Source organism: Pseudomonas sp. WS 5146 (assembly GCF_012985495.1).
GTDB lineage: Bacteria > Pseudomonadota > Gammaproteobacteria > Pseudomonadales > Pseudomonadaceae > Aquipseudomonas > Aquipseudomonas edaphica.
In genome coordinates, this window is record NZ_JAAQWL010000015.1 from 89,906 (window position 1) to 105,574 (window position 15,669).

Sequence of the window (15,669 nt, forward strand, 5' to 3'; positions counted from 1 at the left end):
CGTCACCAGCCCTGGCCCTGGCGTTTCAACTCCAATCTCCGTACAAACTCCTCGAGCACCAGCGCATACAGGTCGTCTTGCAAATAGGCATCTTCGATACCGGCGTCCATATTGGGGTTGTCGTTGACCTCGATCACCACCACTTTGTCGCCGGACTGCTTGAGGTCGACACCGTAGAGGCCGTCGCCGATCAGGTTGGCGGTTTTGACCGCCAGTTCCACCACTGCCTTGGGCGCTTCATGAACCGCCAGGGTGCGGCATTCGCCGTTGATGTCCTGGCCGATAGCCTTGTGGTTATAAATCTGCCAGTGGCCCTTGGACATGAAGTATTGGCAGGCAAAGATCGGCTTGCGGTTGAGCACACCAATGCGCCAGTCGTACTCGGTGTAGAAAAACTCCTGGGCCAGCAACAGCACCGAATGTTCGAACAACTCGGCGGTGGCCTTGAGCAGGGCTTCCTGGCTTTCCACCTTGATTACGCCGCGCGAGAAGCAGCCGTCGGGGATCTTCAACACCAGCGGGAAACCCAGGCGCTCGCCGACCCTTTCGAAATCTTGCGGTCGCTCCTTGTAGAGAATCTCGGTGGCGGGCATGCCCAGTTGATGGCTGTTGAGCAGGTCAGTGAGGTAGACCTTGTTGGTACAGCGCAGGATCGATGCCGGGTCGTCCATGACCACCAAGCCTTCGCTTTCGGCTTTTTTGGCAAAGCGATAGGTGTGGTTGTCGACACTGGTGGTCTCGCGGATCAGCAAGGCGTCGTACTCGGCCAGCCGTGAGTAATCCTTACGCTCGATCAGTTCCACATCGATGCCCAGCCCTTTGCCGACCCGCACGAAGTTTTCCAGGGCGCGAGCATTGGACGGCGGCAGTTGCTCCTTCGGGTCATGAAGAATCGCCAGGTCATACCGCGCCAAGCGGCGTGAGCGCGGCTGGCGCCAGATCTTGCGGCTGAAGTTGTCGAGGGCGTGGGCGAACTGGTCTTCCTGGTCATCGCGCAACTTGTGCAAGACCCCGGACTTGACCCCGTCGATGTGCCAGCCATTGTGTTTGCGAAACTCAACTAACAAGATCGGGCACGGGAAGGTTTCAAATAACTGGCGGGCCAATTCTTGCAGCGGCTCTATATTGGTTCGACCAAAATAAAGTGTCAGGGTAAAGCCTTCGGTATTGCTGTAAAGGTGATGACTCAAGGCTTTATCGAGGGTTTTATCCAGGTCATCCAGTGACAAGCCATACAGCGACTTTTTAGTCAGTTCACTGATGGTGCGTACCGACGGAATCACCTTGTGCCCGCGCGCTTCGGCCAACAACGAGCAGTAGTAGCCGTGGCCCAGGTACTTGTAACTGCGGCACAGGTTGATCACCTGAACACGCTTGCCCGTCTCGCTTTCACGGGTTTGTTCAAGGTATTCCTGGGCGGTCACGATGTCTTCGCTGGGGAAGTAAGAGGCCCAATCTTCCTTGCGTTCGACAATGATCACCACTTGGCTGGAACCTTTGCTTGCGACCGAAAAATAACCGCTGGAAGTTATTGTCGCCGCGACGTTTTGCTCGGATACTTCACGCCAATGACCTTGTACCGCTGACATAATATTTGATCCGCTTTAGAGAACTCGACCTTTTCTATTAAGCACGATCTTTTAGAGAAGTCCCGTTTCGTTACGCAACTTTTACGGCGGTTATATGGCTCTTTCCTTTCGCGTTGCAACCCCTGCTGATGTGCCTGAATTGGTCGCACTGGAACAGCACTGTTTCACCACCGACCGGCTCTCGTTGCGCAGTTTCCAGTGGATGATCAGCCGTGCCCATGGCCAGTTGCTGGTGGCGGAAAATGATGCGCAGTTGCAAGGTTATGCACTGGTGCTGTTCCATCGCGGCACTTCATTGGCGCGCCTGTACTCCATCGCCATCGCCGAGCGTGCGCGCGGCATGGGCTTGGGCAAGCAATTGCTGACGCGCATCGAGGCCTGCGCCCTGGAACATGATTGCGCCTATCTGCGCCTGGAAGTACGCACCGACAACCCCGGCGCCCTGGCGCTGTACGAGCGCAACGGCTATCGCCGCTTTGCGCTGATAAATGACTATTACGAAGATCACACCGCCGCTATTCGCCTGGAAAAACGCATCCTCCAGCACCAGGTCGCACGCCCCCAGAGCGTGCCCTATTACCAGCAGACCACCGACTTCACCTGTGGCGCCGCGTGCTTGCTGATGGCCATGGGCGCGTTGCTGCCTGGGCGCGTGGCCGGGCGGCGCGAAGAACTGCAGATCTGGCGTGAAGCCACCACCGTGTTCATGACCGCAGGCCATGGCGGCTGCAGCCCGCAAGGCTTGGCTTTGGCGGCCTGGCGCCGGGGTTTTCGGGTGCGTATGCAGGTGAATGTGCGCGGGCCGTTGTTTCTGGATGGCGTGCGCGACCAGCACAAAAAGGACGTGATGCGCTTAGTGCATGAGGCGTTTGAAGAGGAATTGGTCGGCAGCGACGTCGAACAGGTATTCGGCGGCGCCCTGGATTTACCGCAGGTATTGCAGGCCGGCGGGCAGCCGCTGGTACTGATCAGCAGCTACCGCCTCACCCGTTCCAAGTCGCCACATTGGGTGATGGTCACCGACTGCGATGAAGAGTTCGTCTACCTGCACGACCCCGACGTGGACCACAGCCAGCATCGCCAATCCCTGGACTGCCAGCATCTGCCGGTCAGCCATGGGGAGTTCGAGCGCATGTGCCGTTTTGGCAATAACAAATTGCGCGCGGCCGTCGTGTTGTTTAAGCCACCTGCTTGACGCCGGCCTTGGCTTCCAGCTCGCGCACCAGCGGCAGGACGCGCTGGCCGAAGTATTCGACCTCTTCCTGAAAATGCAGGAAGCCAGCCAGTATCAGGTCCACGCCCACAGCCTTGAGCGCGACTATGCGCTCGGCGATCTGCTGCGGCGTGCCAATCAGGTTGGTCTTGAAGCCGTCGTTGTATTGCACCAGGTCCTCAAAGCTGGACTTGGCCCAGTTGCCCTCGCCTTCCGGTGAGGCCTTGCCCGCCTGTTTGGCCGCATCGCCAAACGCATTCACCGCTTCGGGGTCGGCCTTGTCGATGATTTCGGCGAGCACGGCGCGGGCTTCTTCTTCGGTGTCGCGGGCGATCACAAACGCGTTTACACCGACTTTCACCGAGTGGTGATTGGCCGCGGCCTTGATGCGGAGATCGTCAACCTGGGCCTTGATACCTTCGGGCGTGTTGCCGTTGGTGAAGTACCAGTCCGACACGCGTGCCGCCATGTCCCGCGCCGCCCGTGAGCTGCCGCCCTGGAACACCTCCGGCTGGCCGAGTGGCTTGGGTTTGAGGCTGTAATTGTTGAAGCGGTAGAAGTCACCCTTGAAAGTGAAATCGTCCTGGCTCCAGATGCCTTTGAGGGCACGGATAAACTCCTCGGAACGGCGATAACGTTCGTCATGTTCCAGCCAGGGTTCGCCAATGGCCTGGAATTCGCCCTTGAACCAACCGCTGACGATATTCACCGCGATGCGCCCATTGGTGAGCTGGTCGATGGTCGCCAGCTGCTTGGCCGCCAGCGCCGGCTGCCAAGGGCCAGGCAGGATCGCGGCGATCACCTTGAGCCTAGTGGTCGCCGCCAGCAACGCATGGCTGAACGCTACAGACTCATGCTGATTGTCGGCACCGTAGCCGGCGGTGAAGCGAATTTGCGTCAGGCCATATTCGAAGCCGGCCGCCTCGGCCAACTGCGCGAGCTTGCGGTTGTAGTCGATGCCCCAGTGCGTGCGCTGTTCGATCTTGCTGACCACCAGCCCACCGCTGACGTTGGGCACCCAATAGGCAAATTTCACGGCTTGCTGACTCATCTGGCAGTACCTCGCACGAAAGAAGGATGTAACCAGGCTTGAGCAGCAAGCGTGCCAGACATCATCAAAGCGCCACCCCACGGGCGTTGCGGCGTATATCGCTGTGGTTTTTGCCAAGCCGGCGAATGTCGCGGATAGCCTTGTTTTGTCGATTTACTGTTGCTGGGGCAACAGCAGTTTGGATCCATCCCCAGTAAATACGGGCTGCGCCGCCCGGCACGGACTGTGCAATCCGCTAAGCATTGATCACTGCCCAGGAGCCGTATCCCATGACCGAGCAACATGTCATCAACCCGCTGTCCATCGGCGTCGATTACCCCACACTTGCCGCGCGCTTTCGGCCCATTTTCCAGCGCATCGCCGAAGGTGCCGTGGCACGTGAACAGGCGCGCGCCCTGCCCTATGAGCCGATTGAGTGGCTCAAACACGCAGGGTTCGGCGCGGTGCGGGTGCCGGTGGAATACGGCGGTGGCGGCGCGTCCCTGCCGCAATTGTTTGAGCTGCTGATCGAACTGGCGGCGGCCGACTCCAATGTGCCCCAGGCGCTGCGCGGGCACTTCGCCTTTGCCGAAGACCGCCTGAACGCGCCACCCAGCGCGGGTCGCGACCTGTGGTTCAAGCGGTTTGTCGACGGCGATATCGTCGGTTGCGCCTGGACCGAAATCGGCACTGTGGCCATCGGCGATGTGGTCACTCAGGTCAGCCCGGATGGCGATCACTGGAAGCTCAACGGCGAAAAGTTCTACAGCACCGGGAGCATTTTCTCCGACTGGATCGACGTGTACGCCCAGCGCAGCGACACCGGCGCCGACGTGATCGCCGCCACCCGCACGCACCAGCCCGGCGTGGTGCAACGTGATGACTGGGACGGGTTCGGCCAACGCACCACGGGCAGCGGCACTACACGGTTTACCGATGCGGTGGTTGAGGCCGACAACGTGATCGACTTCGCCACCCGCTTCAAATACCAGACCGCGTTTTACCAGTTGGTGCTGCTGGCGAGCCTTGCCGGTATTGGCCGTGCGGCGCTCAACGACGTGGCGCAGCAGGTGCGCAGCCGCAAACGCATCTACAGCCATGGCAATGCCGAACATGTCAGCCAGGACCCGCAGGTTCAGCAAGTGGTGGGCGAAGTGGCCGCGCTGGTGTATGCCGCCGAGGCCAGTGCGTTGAAAGCTGCGGTGCCGGCGCAACGGGCTTACTTGGCAAGATTTGCCGGGGATGAGGTGGCTGAGCGTGAGGCAAACGTGGCTGCCGAGATTGAATCGGCGACAGCGCAAGTGGTGGTGTCGGAGTTGATTCAGCGGGCTACCAGTGAGCTGTTCAATGCACTGGGGGCGTCGGATGTGCGCCAGGGTAAAGCGCTGGATCGCCATTGGCGCAATGCGCGGACCGTGTCGTCGCATAACCCGGTGATCTACAAGGCGCGGATCGTGGGGGATTGGGTGATCAATGGAACCGAGCCGCCGTTTGTGTGGCAGATCGGGAATGGGCCTGGCAAAGCGTAATTGATCGTTCCCACGCTCTGCGTGGGCATGCATCCTGTGACGCTCCGCGTCACGGCTTCAAGAGCGGGACGCAGAGCGTCCGGGGTGGCATTCCCACGCAGAGCGTGGGAACGATCCTGTGTACCACTCAGAACGCGAGCTTATACCCGATGGTCATCAACATAATCGCCAGACACGGTCGCAACACGCCGTCCGGGACTTTGCCGGTCATGTGGCTGCCCAGGTAAATCCCCGGCAACGACCCCATCAGCAAAAAGCCCAGCAAGTGCCAGTCCATATTGCCCATGCTGGCATGCCCCAGGCCCGCCACCAGGGTCAGCGGCACGGCGTGGGCGATCTCGGTGCCGACCAGACGCCGCGTGGCCAGGAACGGATACAAGATAAACAACGCCACAGTCCCGAGGGCACCCGCGCCGATAGAGGTCAACGCAACCATGGTGCCCAGGATCGCGCCGGTGACGACTGTGAGTGCGTTGAGGTTGCGCGGGCTCATGTGGTAATCATCGCCCGCATGCCGCTGGGCGAACGCCAACAGGCTTTTCTTGAACAGGATTGCCAGCGCCGTCAGCAGCAGCACAAAGCCCAGCGCCTGCTTGATCACCGCATTCATCGCGCTGGGATCAGTGTGCAGGCTGGCCAGGAACCACAGCGTCAAAAGCACCGCCGGAACGCTGCCCAAGGTCAGCCAGCCAGTGATGGTCCAGTCGATATTGCGGTTTTTGCTGTGTACAAGCACCCCACCGGACTTGGTGATGGCGGCGTATAACAAGTCAGTGCCCACGGCGGTGGCCGGGTTGATGCCGAACCACAACAGGATCGGCGTCATCAGGGACCCGCCGCCAACACCGGTCATGCCGACGATAAAACCAACGATCAGGCCAGCGACTACAAAACCAAAATTGCCCACATCCATTACAACTACCCGCGGCCTTATAAAATTCTGGCCGCAGGATAGCGATTTTTCTTATAACGACTTATATCAATATGATCTGACTTTATGCTTTTTCTGTCAGACGATGGCAGACATAGGCCTGGGTCTGATACGGAAACGCCACAGTGTCACGCCCGCGCAGCGCCGGGTGAGTGTTGATCAGCCCGCGTAATTGCTCGGTCACCGTGGCCTTTTGCGCGGCCGGTAGCGCCGCGATAAAGCTCACAGACAGAAAGCGATCCATGATCACTTCCTGGGGGCTGCCCACATGCTGATAGGCAAAACAGCTCATTTGCGGCGCGGAAAAATACCCACCGGTGAAGGCTTCGCGCCAATGCCCTGTATGAAAACGCGGCGTGTCGCCTTCATAGGGCGTAATGATTTCGGTGATGGCCGCAACCCAGTCCACCGACTCATCGCGCACATTCCACACCAGCCCCAGGCGCCCGTCAGGCTTGAGCACGCGGTGGATCTCTGCCAGTGCGGCCTCGGTTGCGAACCAGTGGAAGGCTTGCGCGCACACCAGCGCATCGGCGCTGGCCTCCGGCAAAGGGATAGCGTCAGCGGTGCCGCTGAGCAGGCGTACATCCGGCAACAGTTTGCTCAGTTGCGCGCCCATGGCCTCGACCGGCTCGACGGCAATCAGGCTGGGCGCCAGGGTGCTGAGCAAACGGGTGAACTTGCCGGTGCCGGCCCCCAGGTCGATCACGGTCGACTGTGCGTTGATACCCAGTGTATCGGTCAGCCAGCCGGTGAGTTGGCGTGGGTAGTCCGGTCGACCTTGGGCGTAGGTGGCGGCCTGGGTCGAGAAACCTTGTTGAGCAGACGTGTGAACACCAGTCATTGCGAGGTTCTCCTCGGGGGCGGGCGCACAGTGTGCGCCCTCTGAGGTTTATTTTCTAACCCGTGCATCCAATCGTGCGCCTCGCGTGTAGTCCTTGCAGTCACCCCGCTGTTTTACTCAAATGGAGCACTACCCATGAACGCTAAAACACTGTTCTGCCTCGCGGCTGCACTCACCGTCGCGCCTGCGGCTTTCGCCCAGACCGGCTTGCCGGACAGCATCAAGGTGCCGGACGGGCACAAGATTGCGATGGAAACCACCGGGGTCGGCGAAATCACCTACGAATGCCGCGACAAAGCCAACGCCGTCGGCCAGACCGAATGGTTCTTTGTCGGCCCCAAAGCCGTGTTGAATGATCGCAGCGGCAAGCCGGTGGGCAACTACTTCGGCCCGCCCGCCACCTGGCAGGCCCAGGATGGCTCGAAAATCACCGGCACCCAACTGGCGGTAGCGCCTTCGAGTGCAGGCAACCTGCCCTATCAACTGGTCAAGGCCAACCCGGCCGAAGGTAAAGGTGCCATGAGTGGCGTCAGTTACATCCAGCGTGTCGCCCTTAAAGGCGGCGTGGCGCCGAGCAGCGAATGCACGGCGGCGAACAAAGGCCAGCAGGCCGTGGTGAAGTACCAGGCCGACTACATTTTCTGGGCAGCCAACTGAGTAAACTCGGCTACGCTGCCTGTGGCGAGCGCGCTCGCCACAGGACTCAGCCCTTTAAGGATGCCGTGTTTGTTTGATTACAAAACCTGCCTGGCGGCGTGTGCCCGTGGCGACCAACGCGCCTTGCGCCAACTCTATGCCGAGGACAGCAGCCGCTTGCTCGGCGTGGCGTTGCGCATTGTGCGTGACAAAGCCCTGGCCGAAGATGTCGTGCATGACGCGTTTATCAAGGTCTGGCGCGGCGCCGGCAGTTTCGACCCAAGCCGTGGTTCGGCGCGGGGCTGGGTGTTCAGCGTCACCCGGCACCTGGCGCTCAATGCCGTGCGCAATCACTCCCGGGAGGTGGCATTGAGCGACGAACACGAGCAGCTCGCCGCCCCCAATGACAGCTTCGAATTCAGCGCCCGAGAAGGTCAGGTGTACCGCTGCCTGGAACAACTCGACCCGACCCGTCGCTCGTGCATCCTTCACGCCTATGTCGACGGTTATTCCCACAGCGAAATCGCCCGGAAACTGGACACGCCCCTGGGCACTGTCAAAGCCTGGATCAAACGGAGCCTCGTCGCGCTGCGCGAGTGCATGGCATGAGCAACCCACTGGATGAACTCGCCAGCGAATACGTGCTGGGCACCCTGCCCGCCGAGCAACGCGCCGAGGTCGAGCAACGCCTGAAGCATGACATCGAGCTGCGTGCGGCGGTGGATGCCTGGGAGCAGCGCCTGCTGCCACTGACCGCCTTGGCCGAACCCGTGCCGCCGTCCGCGCAACTGTGGCGGCGCATCGAGCGCAGCACGGCAAACAACCAGGACGCCGGTGTGCCTTGGTGGAACCTGCTGGCACTCTGGCGTGGGTTGGCCGGCGCAGGCCTGGTGACCACACTGGTGTTGGCGGCCCTGCTGTTGACCCGCCCGCCCGTAGCCGACCCGACGTTTGTGGTGGTGTTGGTTGCGCCACAGAACCAGGCACCCGGCTGGGTGATCCAGGCCAGCCATGACCAGCAGATCCAACTGATTCCGTTGGGGATGATGGAGGTTCCGAGCGACAAAGCCCTGCAATTCTGGACCAAGGGCGATGGCTGGCAGGCTCCGGTGTCATTGGGGCTGGTCAAGCCTGGGCAAACGCTCTCGGTGCCGCTGGACAAGCTGCCGCCGCTCACGCCCAACCAGCTGTTCGAGCTGACCCTGGAAGACCCTCGCGGCTCACCGACCGGCAAGCCGACCGGGCCGATCCAGGCCATCGGCCGCGCGGTCAAAGTGCTCTGATCAACCTGCGCTGGGCAACCACACCCTGAACCGTGCCCCGCCCAGGGGCGACGCCAGGGCCGTCAATGTGCCGCCCTGGGCTTCCATGGCGCGCCGGCTGATCGCCAGGCCAAGGCCAAAGCCGCCAGTGGCGCGGTCGCGGCTGCGGTCCAGGCGATAGAAGGGTTCGAAGATACGCTCGCGCTGTTCCACGGGAATGCCGATGCCGTCATCGTCCACCCATATTTCACAGCCATCGGCACACACCTTGACCCCAACCTGAATGCGCTTGTCGCAATAGCGCGTGGCATTGCGCAACAGGTTCTGCAATGCCCGGGCCGTGAGGCGCGGGTCGAGGCTGAAACGCTCCACCGCGCAGTCAAGCGCCACGTCGATGACGATCTCGGGGTTTTCCAGTTCGTCATCGACGCTGCCCAGCACGCTGTCGATAAACTCGTCGAGCACCACGTCCACCCGCTCCGGCAACTGCGCCGGGTTTTGCAGGCGGCTGTAGGAAAGCAATTCCAGCACCAGCTCGTCCAGCTCGCGTATATGCGCCACCAGGCTTTGCAGGCGCTCGCGGCTGGCCTGGGGCAAGTCTTCGGACAGCGCCAGGGCCAGGCCGAAGTCCAGGCGCGTCAGCGGCGTGCGCAGTTCATGGGACACCGCGTTGAGCAAGTCTCGCTGCTGGTTGAGCAGGCCTTCGATGTCGTCGGCCATGGTGTCGAACACCGACGCCAGGCTGCCGATGTTGGAGCTGGCGGGAATCTGTGTGCGCTCACTGAGGTTGCCCCGGCCCAATTGCGCGGCGGTGCTTTTCAGGCGCTCCAGGTCACGCCAGTGCGGGCGCAGCCAGAACAGCAGGCAGGCGAGCAAGGCCGCGCCAATCAGCACGTTCATCGACCAGTACAGCAGGTTCATGTCCAGCGGGTCCGGGGGGATGCTCAGTTTCACCGCAAACTGCTGGTTGATCGGCGAACTGATGTCTTCCATCCAGCCCCACTCGCCCAGGCGGATCACCGGCTTGCCGTGCTCCAGCAGTTGCTCCTCCTCGGGGGTATAGCTGGCGTCCTGGCGCAGCAGCAACTTGACTTGCAGCGGCGCGAAATCCCGGTTCAGTTGCTCGGTCACGTGCGACCAATGCTCCACCGGCGCACGCAGATACTGCTTGACGATAAGCTTTTGCAGGCCACGGGTCTGCTCGATGTTGTAGTCCATGTAGCGGTGTTCAAACAGCTGGATCACCAACTTGGGAATCAGGAATATCGCGGCACTGAAGGTAATGATGGTGACCAGGTAGAGGCGCAGCAGTACACGAAACATGGATCAGCATTCCCACTCGGAACGGCTGAACAGGTAGCCCTTGCCCCATACGGTCTTGATCTTGCGCGCCTCCCCGGCGTGGTCGTCAAACTTGCGGCGCAGCTTGGAGATGGCCACGTCCACCGAACGGTCGGTGCCGTTGAACTCGATACCGCGCAAACGTTGCAGGATCTGGTCGCGGCTGAGCACTTCACCGGCGTGCCGGGCCAGCACCACCAGCAGGTTGTACTCGCCGCTGGACAGCTCCACCGCCTGTTCACGCCAGGTCACGGTGCGTTCCGACAGGTCGATGCACAGGTTGCCCATGACGATCTGGTCGTTGGCCACCTGTGGCTCGGACAAACTGCTGCGGCGCAGCAAGGTGCGTACACGGGCGAGCAGCACACGTGGCTCGCAAGGCTTGGTGACATAATCGTCGGCGCCCATCTCCAGGCCCAGCACCTGATCGTGGCTGTCATCGCGGGCGGTGAGCATCAGAATCGGCAGGCCCGCCGAGTCGGCACGCAGCAGGCGGCACACCTGCAAGCCGTCGAGACCGGGCAGCATCAGGTCGAGGATCACCAGGTCCGGCGGGTTCAGGCGCGCCCGTTCACGCACATGGTCGCCGCGGCTGAGCACATTGACGTGGTAGCCATTGCGTTCCAGGTAGCTGGCAATCAGCTCGGAGAGTGCGGCGTCGTCTTCCACCAGGAGGATGTTGGGCATGGTGTTTCCAAATAATACTGTTTGTCGGCGGTACGCAGACCCTTGTGGGAGCGGGCCTGTGTGGGAGCTGGCTTGTGTGGGAGCTGGCTTGCCTGCGATAGCATCGCCTCGTTCTCTATGAAAGACCGAGGTGCCTGCATCGCGGGCAAGCCCGGCTCCCACATAAGCCCGGCTCCCACACAGGCCCGGTTTTCACATTTGATCTTTGCTGTTTGCAGGATTGTGCAAGGATATACGCCCTCAAGCGACTATGGGCCGCACCTTACACTTCTTCACACACGGCCTACACAGCTTCACAGCACCACGGCGCAGGTGTCTTTAGGATGCGCCAGTCAATATTGGGATATGAGCATGTCGAAGAATCTGTTTGCGCCATTTTGCCTGCTGGCCCTGACGCTGGCCCTGAGTGGCTGTGGCCAGTCGGCCGATGAAGCGCCAGAGGCGCCACTGGCCAAAGTGCGCATCGAAACCCTGCAGGCCAAACCTCTCTCGATCACCAGCGAATTGAGCGGGCGTATCGCCGCGCCGCGCATTGCCGAAGTGCGCGCACGGGTCGCCGGCGTGGTCATGCAGCGGGTCTTCAAGGAAGGCCACGACGTAAAACAGGGTGACGTGCTGTTTCGCATCGACCCCGCGCCGTTCAAGGCCGACCTGGACAGCGCCCAGGCCAACCTGAGCAAGGCTGAAGCCAACGCATTCCAGGCGCGCCTGCAGGAGCAGCGCTACAGCCAGTTGGTCGAAGGCAACGCCATCAGCGGCCAGGACTACGACAACGCCCGCGCCGCCGTGCGCCAGACCAACGCCGAAGTCGCCGCCAACAAGGCCGCGGTCGAGCGCGCCCGGTTGAACCTGGGCTACGCCACCGTCACCGCACCGATTTCCGGGCGCATCGGCCGTGCGTTGGTGACCGAAGGTGCGCTGGTCGGCCAGAACGAGGCCACGCCGCTGGCGATTATCCAGCAACTGGACCCGATCCACGCCGACCTCACCCAGTCGACCCGCGAACTCAATGACCTGCGCCGCGCCTTCCGCGCCGGCAGCTTGAAGCAGGTCGGCCAGGACCAGGCCAAGGCCACGCTGATCCAGGACGACGGCAGCCTGTACCCGTTGCCGGGCAAGCTGCTGTTTGCTGAAATCAGCGTCGACCCGGGCACCGGGCAGATCATCCTGCGCAGCGAGTTCCCCAACCCGGACCTCGACCTTTTGCCGGGCAGCTTTGTGCGTGTGCGCCTCGAACAGGCCGTGGACAAGCAAGGTATCAGCGTGCCGCAACGCGCCATCACCCGTGACAGCGCCGGCATCCCGATGGTGCTGCTGTTGGATGCCGAACAGACCGTCAGCCAGCAGCCGGTAGAACTGGGCGCGGTGATTGAAGACCGCTGGATCGTCAGCAGCGGCCTCAAGCCCGGTGACCGCATCGTCGTCGAAGGCCTGCAACACGCGCGCCCCGGTGAAAAAGTCGAGGTGGATGACAGCCCCGCCTCCGGCCAGCCAGTCAAGGAATAACCCGCCATGCCGCAGTTCTTTATTGACCGCCCGATTTTCGCCTGGGTGGTGGCCCTGTTTATCCTGCTGGCCGGTGCGCTCGCCATCCCGCAGTTGCCGGTGGCCCAGTACCCCAACGTTGCGCCGCCGAAGGTGGAGATCTACGCGGTGTACCCCGGCGCCTCGGCCCAGACCCTGGATGAAAGCGTGGTCAGCCTGATCGAGCAGGAGCTTAACGGCGCCGATCACCTGCTGTACTTCGAATCGCAAAGCAGCCTGGGCTCGGCCACCATCACCGCGACCTTCCAGCCGGGCACCAACCCGGAAATGGCCCAGGTGGATGTGCAAAACCGTCTTAAAGCGGTAGAACCGCGCTTGCCGCAAGCCGTGACCCAGCAAGGTTTGCAGGTGGAGAAAGTCTCCGCCGGCTTCCTGCTGTTGGTAACCCTGACCTCCAACGACGGCAAGCTCGACGACGTAGCGCTCAGCGATTACCTGGCGCGCAACGTGATGAACGAACTCAAGCGCCTGGACGGCGTGGGCAAGGCCCAGCTGTATGGTGCCGAACGCGCCATGCGCATCTGGATCGACCCGCAGAAGCTGATCGGTTTCAACCTGACGCCAGCCGACGTGAACGCCGCGATCAGCGCGCAAAACGCTCAGGTCTCGGCGGGCAGCATTGGCGATTTGCCGGGCACCAAGACCCAGGAAATCACCGCCGCAATCCTGGTCAAGGGCCAACTGTCGACCCCGGCGGAATTTGCCGACATCGTGCTCAAGGCCAACCCCGACGGTTCCACCGTGCGCATCGGCGATGTGGCGCGGGTGGAAGTCGGCAGCCAGGAATACCAGTTCTCCACGCGCCTGAATGGCAAACCGTCCACCGCCGTCAGTGTGCAACTGTCGCCCGGCGCCAACGCGCTGAACACCGCAACCCTGGTGCGGGCAAAGATGGACGAGTTGTCGCGCTACTTCCCGGCCAACGTGGAGTACAAGATCCCTTACGACACGTCGCCGTTCGTCAAAGTCTCGATCACCAAAGTGGTCTACACCTTGCTGGAGGCGATGGCGCTGGTGTTTGCGGTGATGTTCCTGTTCCTGCAGAACGTGCGCTACACCTTGATCCCCACGCTGGTGGTGCCGATTGCACTGATGGGCACTTTCGCCACCATGTTGTTGCTGGGTTTCTCGATCAACGTGCTGACCATGTTCGGTATGGTGCTGGCGATCGGCATCCTGGTGGACGATGCGATTGTGGTGGTCGAAAACGTCGAGCGCATCATGGCCACCGAAGGCCTGTCGCCCAAGGACGCAACGAAAAAAGCCATGGGCCAGATCACTGGCGCCATCGTCGGTATCACGTTGGTGCTGGTGGCGGTGTTCCTGCCGATGGCGTTCATGCCGGGTTCGGTGGGTGTGATCTACCAGCAGTTCTCACTGTCGATGGCCACCTCGATCCTGTTCTCGGCGTTCCTGGCCCTGACATTGACGCCGGCGCTGTGCGCCACCTTGCTCAAACCGATTGCCAAGGGCGAGCACCACGCCAAGGGCGGTTTCTTCGGCTGGTTCAACACGCGTTTTGAGCGCCTCACCGACCGCTATGAAGGCTGGGTGGCCTATGCCCTCAAGCGCAGCGGCCGCTACCTGTTGATCTATCTGGTGCTGCTGGTGGGCCTGGGGTGGATGTTCAGTCGCCTGCCCTCCTCGTTCCTGCCGGTGGAAGACCAGGGTTACACCATCACCGATATCCAGCTGCCACCGGGCGCGAGCAAGAACCGCACGGTGCAGGTGGCCGAGCAGATCGAAGCGCACAACGCCGGCGAACCTGGGGTGGGCGATACCACCATGATCATGGGCTTCAGTTTCTCCGGGTCCGGGCAGAACGCGGCGCTGGCGTTTACCACGCTCAAGGATTGGTCGCAGCGCAGCAGCGACGATTCGGCCTCGGCAATTGCCGAGCGTGCCAACGAAGCGTTCAGCGAGCTCAAGGATGCGATTGCCTACGCGATCCTGCCGCCACCGGTGGACGGCCTTGGGACTTCCAGCGGCTTCGAGTTCCGCTTGCAGGACCGTGGCGGCGTCGGCCATGCCGCGTTGATGCAAGCACGTACCGAGTTGCTGGCCGCCGCCGAAAAAAGCCCGATCCTGGCCAACGTGCGCGAAAGCGCCTTGGCTGAAGCACCGCAAGTGCAATTGCAAGTGGATCGCAAGCAAGCCAACGCCCTGGGCGTGTCGTTTGCCGATGTGGGCAATGTGCTGTCCTCGGCCATCGGCTCGGCCTATGTCAACGACTTCCCCAACCAGGGCCGCATGCAGCGCGTGGTGGTGCAGGCCGAAGGCGACCAACGCAGCCAGGTGGCGGACTTGATGAAGATCAACGTGCGCAATAACGCCGGCAAGATGGTGCCCTTGTCATCCTTTGTTGAAGCCAGCTGGACCCAGGGCCCGGCGCAGCTGACGCGCTACAACGGCTACCCGGCCATCTCCATCAGCGGCGAAGCGGCACCGGGGCACAGCACCGGTGAGGCCATGGAAGAAATCCAGCGCCTGGTCAGCCAACTGCCGGCCGGCCTGGGCCAGGAGTGGACCGGGCTGTCGTTGCAGGAACGCTTGTCCGGCTCCCAGGCGCCGTTGCTGTTGGGCCTGTCGCTGCTGATCGTGTTCCTGTGCCTGGCGGCGCTGTATGAAAGCTGGTCGATACCCACCTCGGTGTTGCTGGTGGTGCCGCTGGGTGTGCTCGGCGCCGTATTGGCGGTGGGCTTGCGTGGCATGCCCAATGACGTGTTCTTCAAGGTCGGTTTGATCACCATCATCGGTTTGTCGGCGAAGAACGCGATTCTGATTATCGAGTTTGCCAAAGACCTGGTTGACCAAGGTGAGGATCTGATCGACGCCACCCTGAAAGCCGCGCGGCTCAGGTTGCGGCCGATCATCATGACCTCGCTGGCGTTTATCCTTGGCGTGGTGCCCTTGGCGATTGCCACCGGCGCCAGCTCGGCCAGCCAGCAGGCGATTGGTACAGGCGTGATCGGCGGGATGATCACCGCGACGCTGGCGGTGGTGTTTGTGCCGGTGTTCTTTGTGGTGGTGATGAAGCTGGTGCGCAGGCGCAGCGACTAGCA

At 61.8% G+C, this 15,669-nt stretch carries 13 protein-coding genes; 7 read left to right on the top strand and 6 right to left on the bottom strand.

The features are described from left to right. Positions 1 to 2: 2 nt before the first annotated feature. Complete coding sequence (locus tag HBO41_RS27655; RefSeq protein ID WP_178111053.1) at positions 3 to 1,589, bottom strand: RimK family protein; 1,587 nt, start codon at positions 1,587 to 1,589, stop codon at positions 3 to 5. A 94-nt stretch (positions 1,590 to 1,683) separates the two neighbouring features. Between HBO41_RS27655 and HBO41_RS27660 the strand changes: the two genes are divergently transcribed. Beyond that, positions 1,684 to 2,784: a GNAT family N-acetyltransferase/peptidase C39 family protein gene (locus tag HBO41_RS27660; RefSeq protein WP_169988523.1), complete on the top strand. Its 1,101-nt coding sequence runs from the start codon at positions 1,684 to 1,686 to the stop codon at positions 2,782 to 2,784. Here the strand turns inward: HBO41_RS27660 and sfnG are convergent. Beyond that, the gene (sfnG, locus tag HBO41_RS27665; protein WP_099548248.1) at positions 2,768 to 3,853 is read right to left on the bottom strand and encodes a dimethylsulfone monooxygenase SfnG; all 1,086 of its coding nucleotides are present in this window, start codon (positions 3,851 to 3,853) and stop codon (positions 2,768 to 2,770) included. The two genes, HBO41_RS27660 and sfnG, sit on opposite strands and share 17 nt — an antisense overlap. A gap of 269 nt (positions 3,854 to 4,122) precedes the next feature. On the opposite strand from sfnG, the gene HBO41_RS27670 reads away from it, so the two are divergent. After that, complete coding sequence (locus HBO41_RS27670; RefSeq protein ID WP_099548246.1) at positions 4,123 to 5,361, top strand: acyl-CoA dehydrogenase family protein; 1,239 nt, start codon at positions 4,123 to 4,125, stop codon at positions 5,359 to 5,361. A 127-nt stretch (positions 5,362 to 5,488) separates the two neighbouring features. Here HBO41_RS27670 and HBO41_RS27675 read toward each other — a convergent pair whose 3' ends face one another. Beyond that, complete coding sequence (locus HBO41_RS27675) at positions 5,489 to 6,274, bottom strand: sulfite exporter TauE/SafE family protein (protein WP_017135039.1); 786 nt, start codon at positions 6,272 to 6,274, stop codon at positions 5,489 to 5,491. 82 nt (positions 6,275 to 6,356) lie between these two features. Further along, complete coding sequence (locus HBO41_RS27680; protein WP_017135038.1) at positions 6,357 to 7,136, bottom strand: class I SAM-dependent methyltransferase; 780 nt, start codon at positions 7,134 to 7,136, stop codon at positions 6,357 to 6,359. A 135-nt stretch (positions 7,137 to 7,271) separates the two neighbouring features. Between HBO41_RS27680 and HBO41_RS27685 the strand changes: the two genes are divergently transcribed. Genes HBO41_RS27685 through HBO41_RS27695 form a run of 3 tightly spaced genes read left to right on the top strand, consistent with a single transcriptional unit; the run spans position 7,272 to position 9,055 of the window. Then, entirely contained in the window at positions 7,272 to 7,793 is a 522-nt protein-coding gene (locus HBO41_RS27685) for a DUF3455 domain-containing protein (protein WP_017135037.1), read from the top strand. 60 nt (positions 7,794 to 7,853) lie between these two features. After that, a complete protein-coding gene (locus HBO41_RS27690) occupies positions 7,854 to 8,381 on the top strand; it encodes a sigma-70 family RNA polymerase sigma factor (protein ID WP_169988525.1) in 528 nt (175 codons plus the stop codon). Beyond that, complete coding sequence (locus HBO41_RS27695; RefSeq protein WP_099548241.1) at positions 8,378 to 9,055, top strand: anti-sigma factor domain-containing protein; 678 nt, start codon at positions 8,378 to 8,380, stop codon at positions 9,053 to 9,055. Before HBO41_RS27690 ends, HBO41_RS27695 begins: the two co-directional genes overlap by 4 nt. Here HBO41_RS27695 and HBO41_RS27700 read toward each other — a convergent pair whose 3' ends face one another. Next, the gene (locus HBO41_RS27700) at positions 9,056 to 10,357 is read right to left on the bottom strand and encodes an ATP-binding protein (protein ID WP_099548239.1); all 1,302 of its coding nucleotides are present in this window, start codon (positions 10,355 to 10,357) and stop codon (positions 9,056 to 9,058) included. 3 nt (positions 10,358 to 10,360) lie between these two features. Continuing rightward, on the bottom strand, positions 10,361 to 11,062 hold the full coding sequence (locus HBO41_RS27705) for a response regulator transcription factor (protein WP_017135033.1): 702 nt from the start codon (positions 11,060 to 11,062) through the stop codon (positions 10,361 to 10,363). Positions 11,063 to 11,413: 351 nt separating this feature from the next. On the opposite strand from HBO41_RS27705, the gene HBO41_RS27710 reads away from it, so the two are divergent. Both HBO41_RS27710 and HBO41_RS27715 read left to right on the top strand, forming a co-directional pair. Continuing rightward, positions 11,414 to 12,568: an efflux RND transporter periplasmic adaptor subunit gene (locus tag HBO41_RS27710; protein ID WP_026013522.1), complete on the top strand. Its 1,155-nt coding sequence runs from the start codon at positions 11,414 to 11,416 to the stop codon at positions 12,566 to 12,568. Positions 12,569 to 12,574: 6 nt separating this feature from the next. Continuing rightward, positions 12,575 to 15,667: an efflux RND transporter permease subunit gene (locus HBO41_RS27715; RefSeq protein WP_169988527.1), complete on the top strand. Its 3,093-nt coding sequence runs from the start codon at positions 12,575 to 12,577 to the stop codon at positions 15,665 to 15,667. The last annotated feature ends 2 nt before the right edge of the window (positions 15,668 to 15,669 follow it).

Bases quoted from the DNA above. Each gene is read 5' to 3' on its own strand.
- HBO41_RS27680 (WP_017135038.1), bottom strand. From the start codon at position 7,136: ATGACTGGTGTTCACACGTCTGCTCAACAAGGTTTCTCGACCCAGGCC.
- HBO41_RS27710 (WP_026013522.1), top strand. From the start codon at position 11,414: ATGTCGAAGAATCTGTTTGCGCCATTTTGCCTGCTGGCCCTGACGCTG.
- HBO41_RS27695 (WP_099548241.1), top strand. From the start codon at position 8,378: ATGAGCAACCCACTGGATGAACTCGCCAGCGAATACGTGCTGGGCACC.
- sfnG (WP_099548248.1), bottom strand. From the start codon at position 3,853: ATGAGTCAGCAAGCCGTGAAATTTGCCTATTGGGTGCCCAACGTCAGC.
- HBO41_RS27655 (WP_178111053.1), bottom strand. From the start codon at position 1,589: ATGTCAGCGGTACAAGGTCATTGGCGTGAAGTATCCGAGCAAAACGTC.
- HBO41_RS27685 (WP_017135037.1), top strand. From the start codon at position 7,272: ATGAACGCTAAAACACTGTTCTGCCTCGCGGCTGCACTCACCGTCGCG.
- HBO41_RS27690 (WP_169988525.1), top strand. From the start codon at position 7,854: ATGCCGTGTTTGTTTGATTACAAAACCTGCCTGGCGGCGTGTGCCCGT.
- HBO41_RS27715 (WP_169988527.1), top strand. From the start codon at position 12,575: ATGCCGCAGTTCTTTATTGACCGCCCGATTTTCGCCTGGGTGGTGGCC.
- HBO41_RS27705 (WP_017135033.1), bottom strand. From the start codon at position 11,062: ATGCCCAACATCCTCCTGGTGGAAGACGACGCCGCACTCTCCGAGCTG.
- HBO41_RS27675 (WP_017135039.1), bottom strand. From the start codon at position 6,274: ATGGATGTGGGCAATTTTGGTTTTGTAGTCGCTGGCCTGATCGTTGGT.
- HBO41_RS27700 (WP_099548239.1), bottom strand. From the start codon at position 10,357: ATGTTTCGTGTACTGCTGCGCCTCTACCTGGTCACCATCATTACCTTC.
- HBO41_RS27660 (WP_169988523.1), top strand. From the start codon at position 1,684: ATGGCTCTTTCCTTTCGCGTTGCAACCCCTGCTGATGTGCCTGAATTG.
- HBO41_RS27670 (WP_099548246.1), top strand. From the start codon at position 4,123: ATGACCGAGCAACATGTCATCAACCCGCTGTCCATCGGCGTCGATTAC.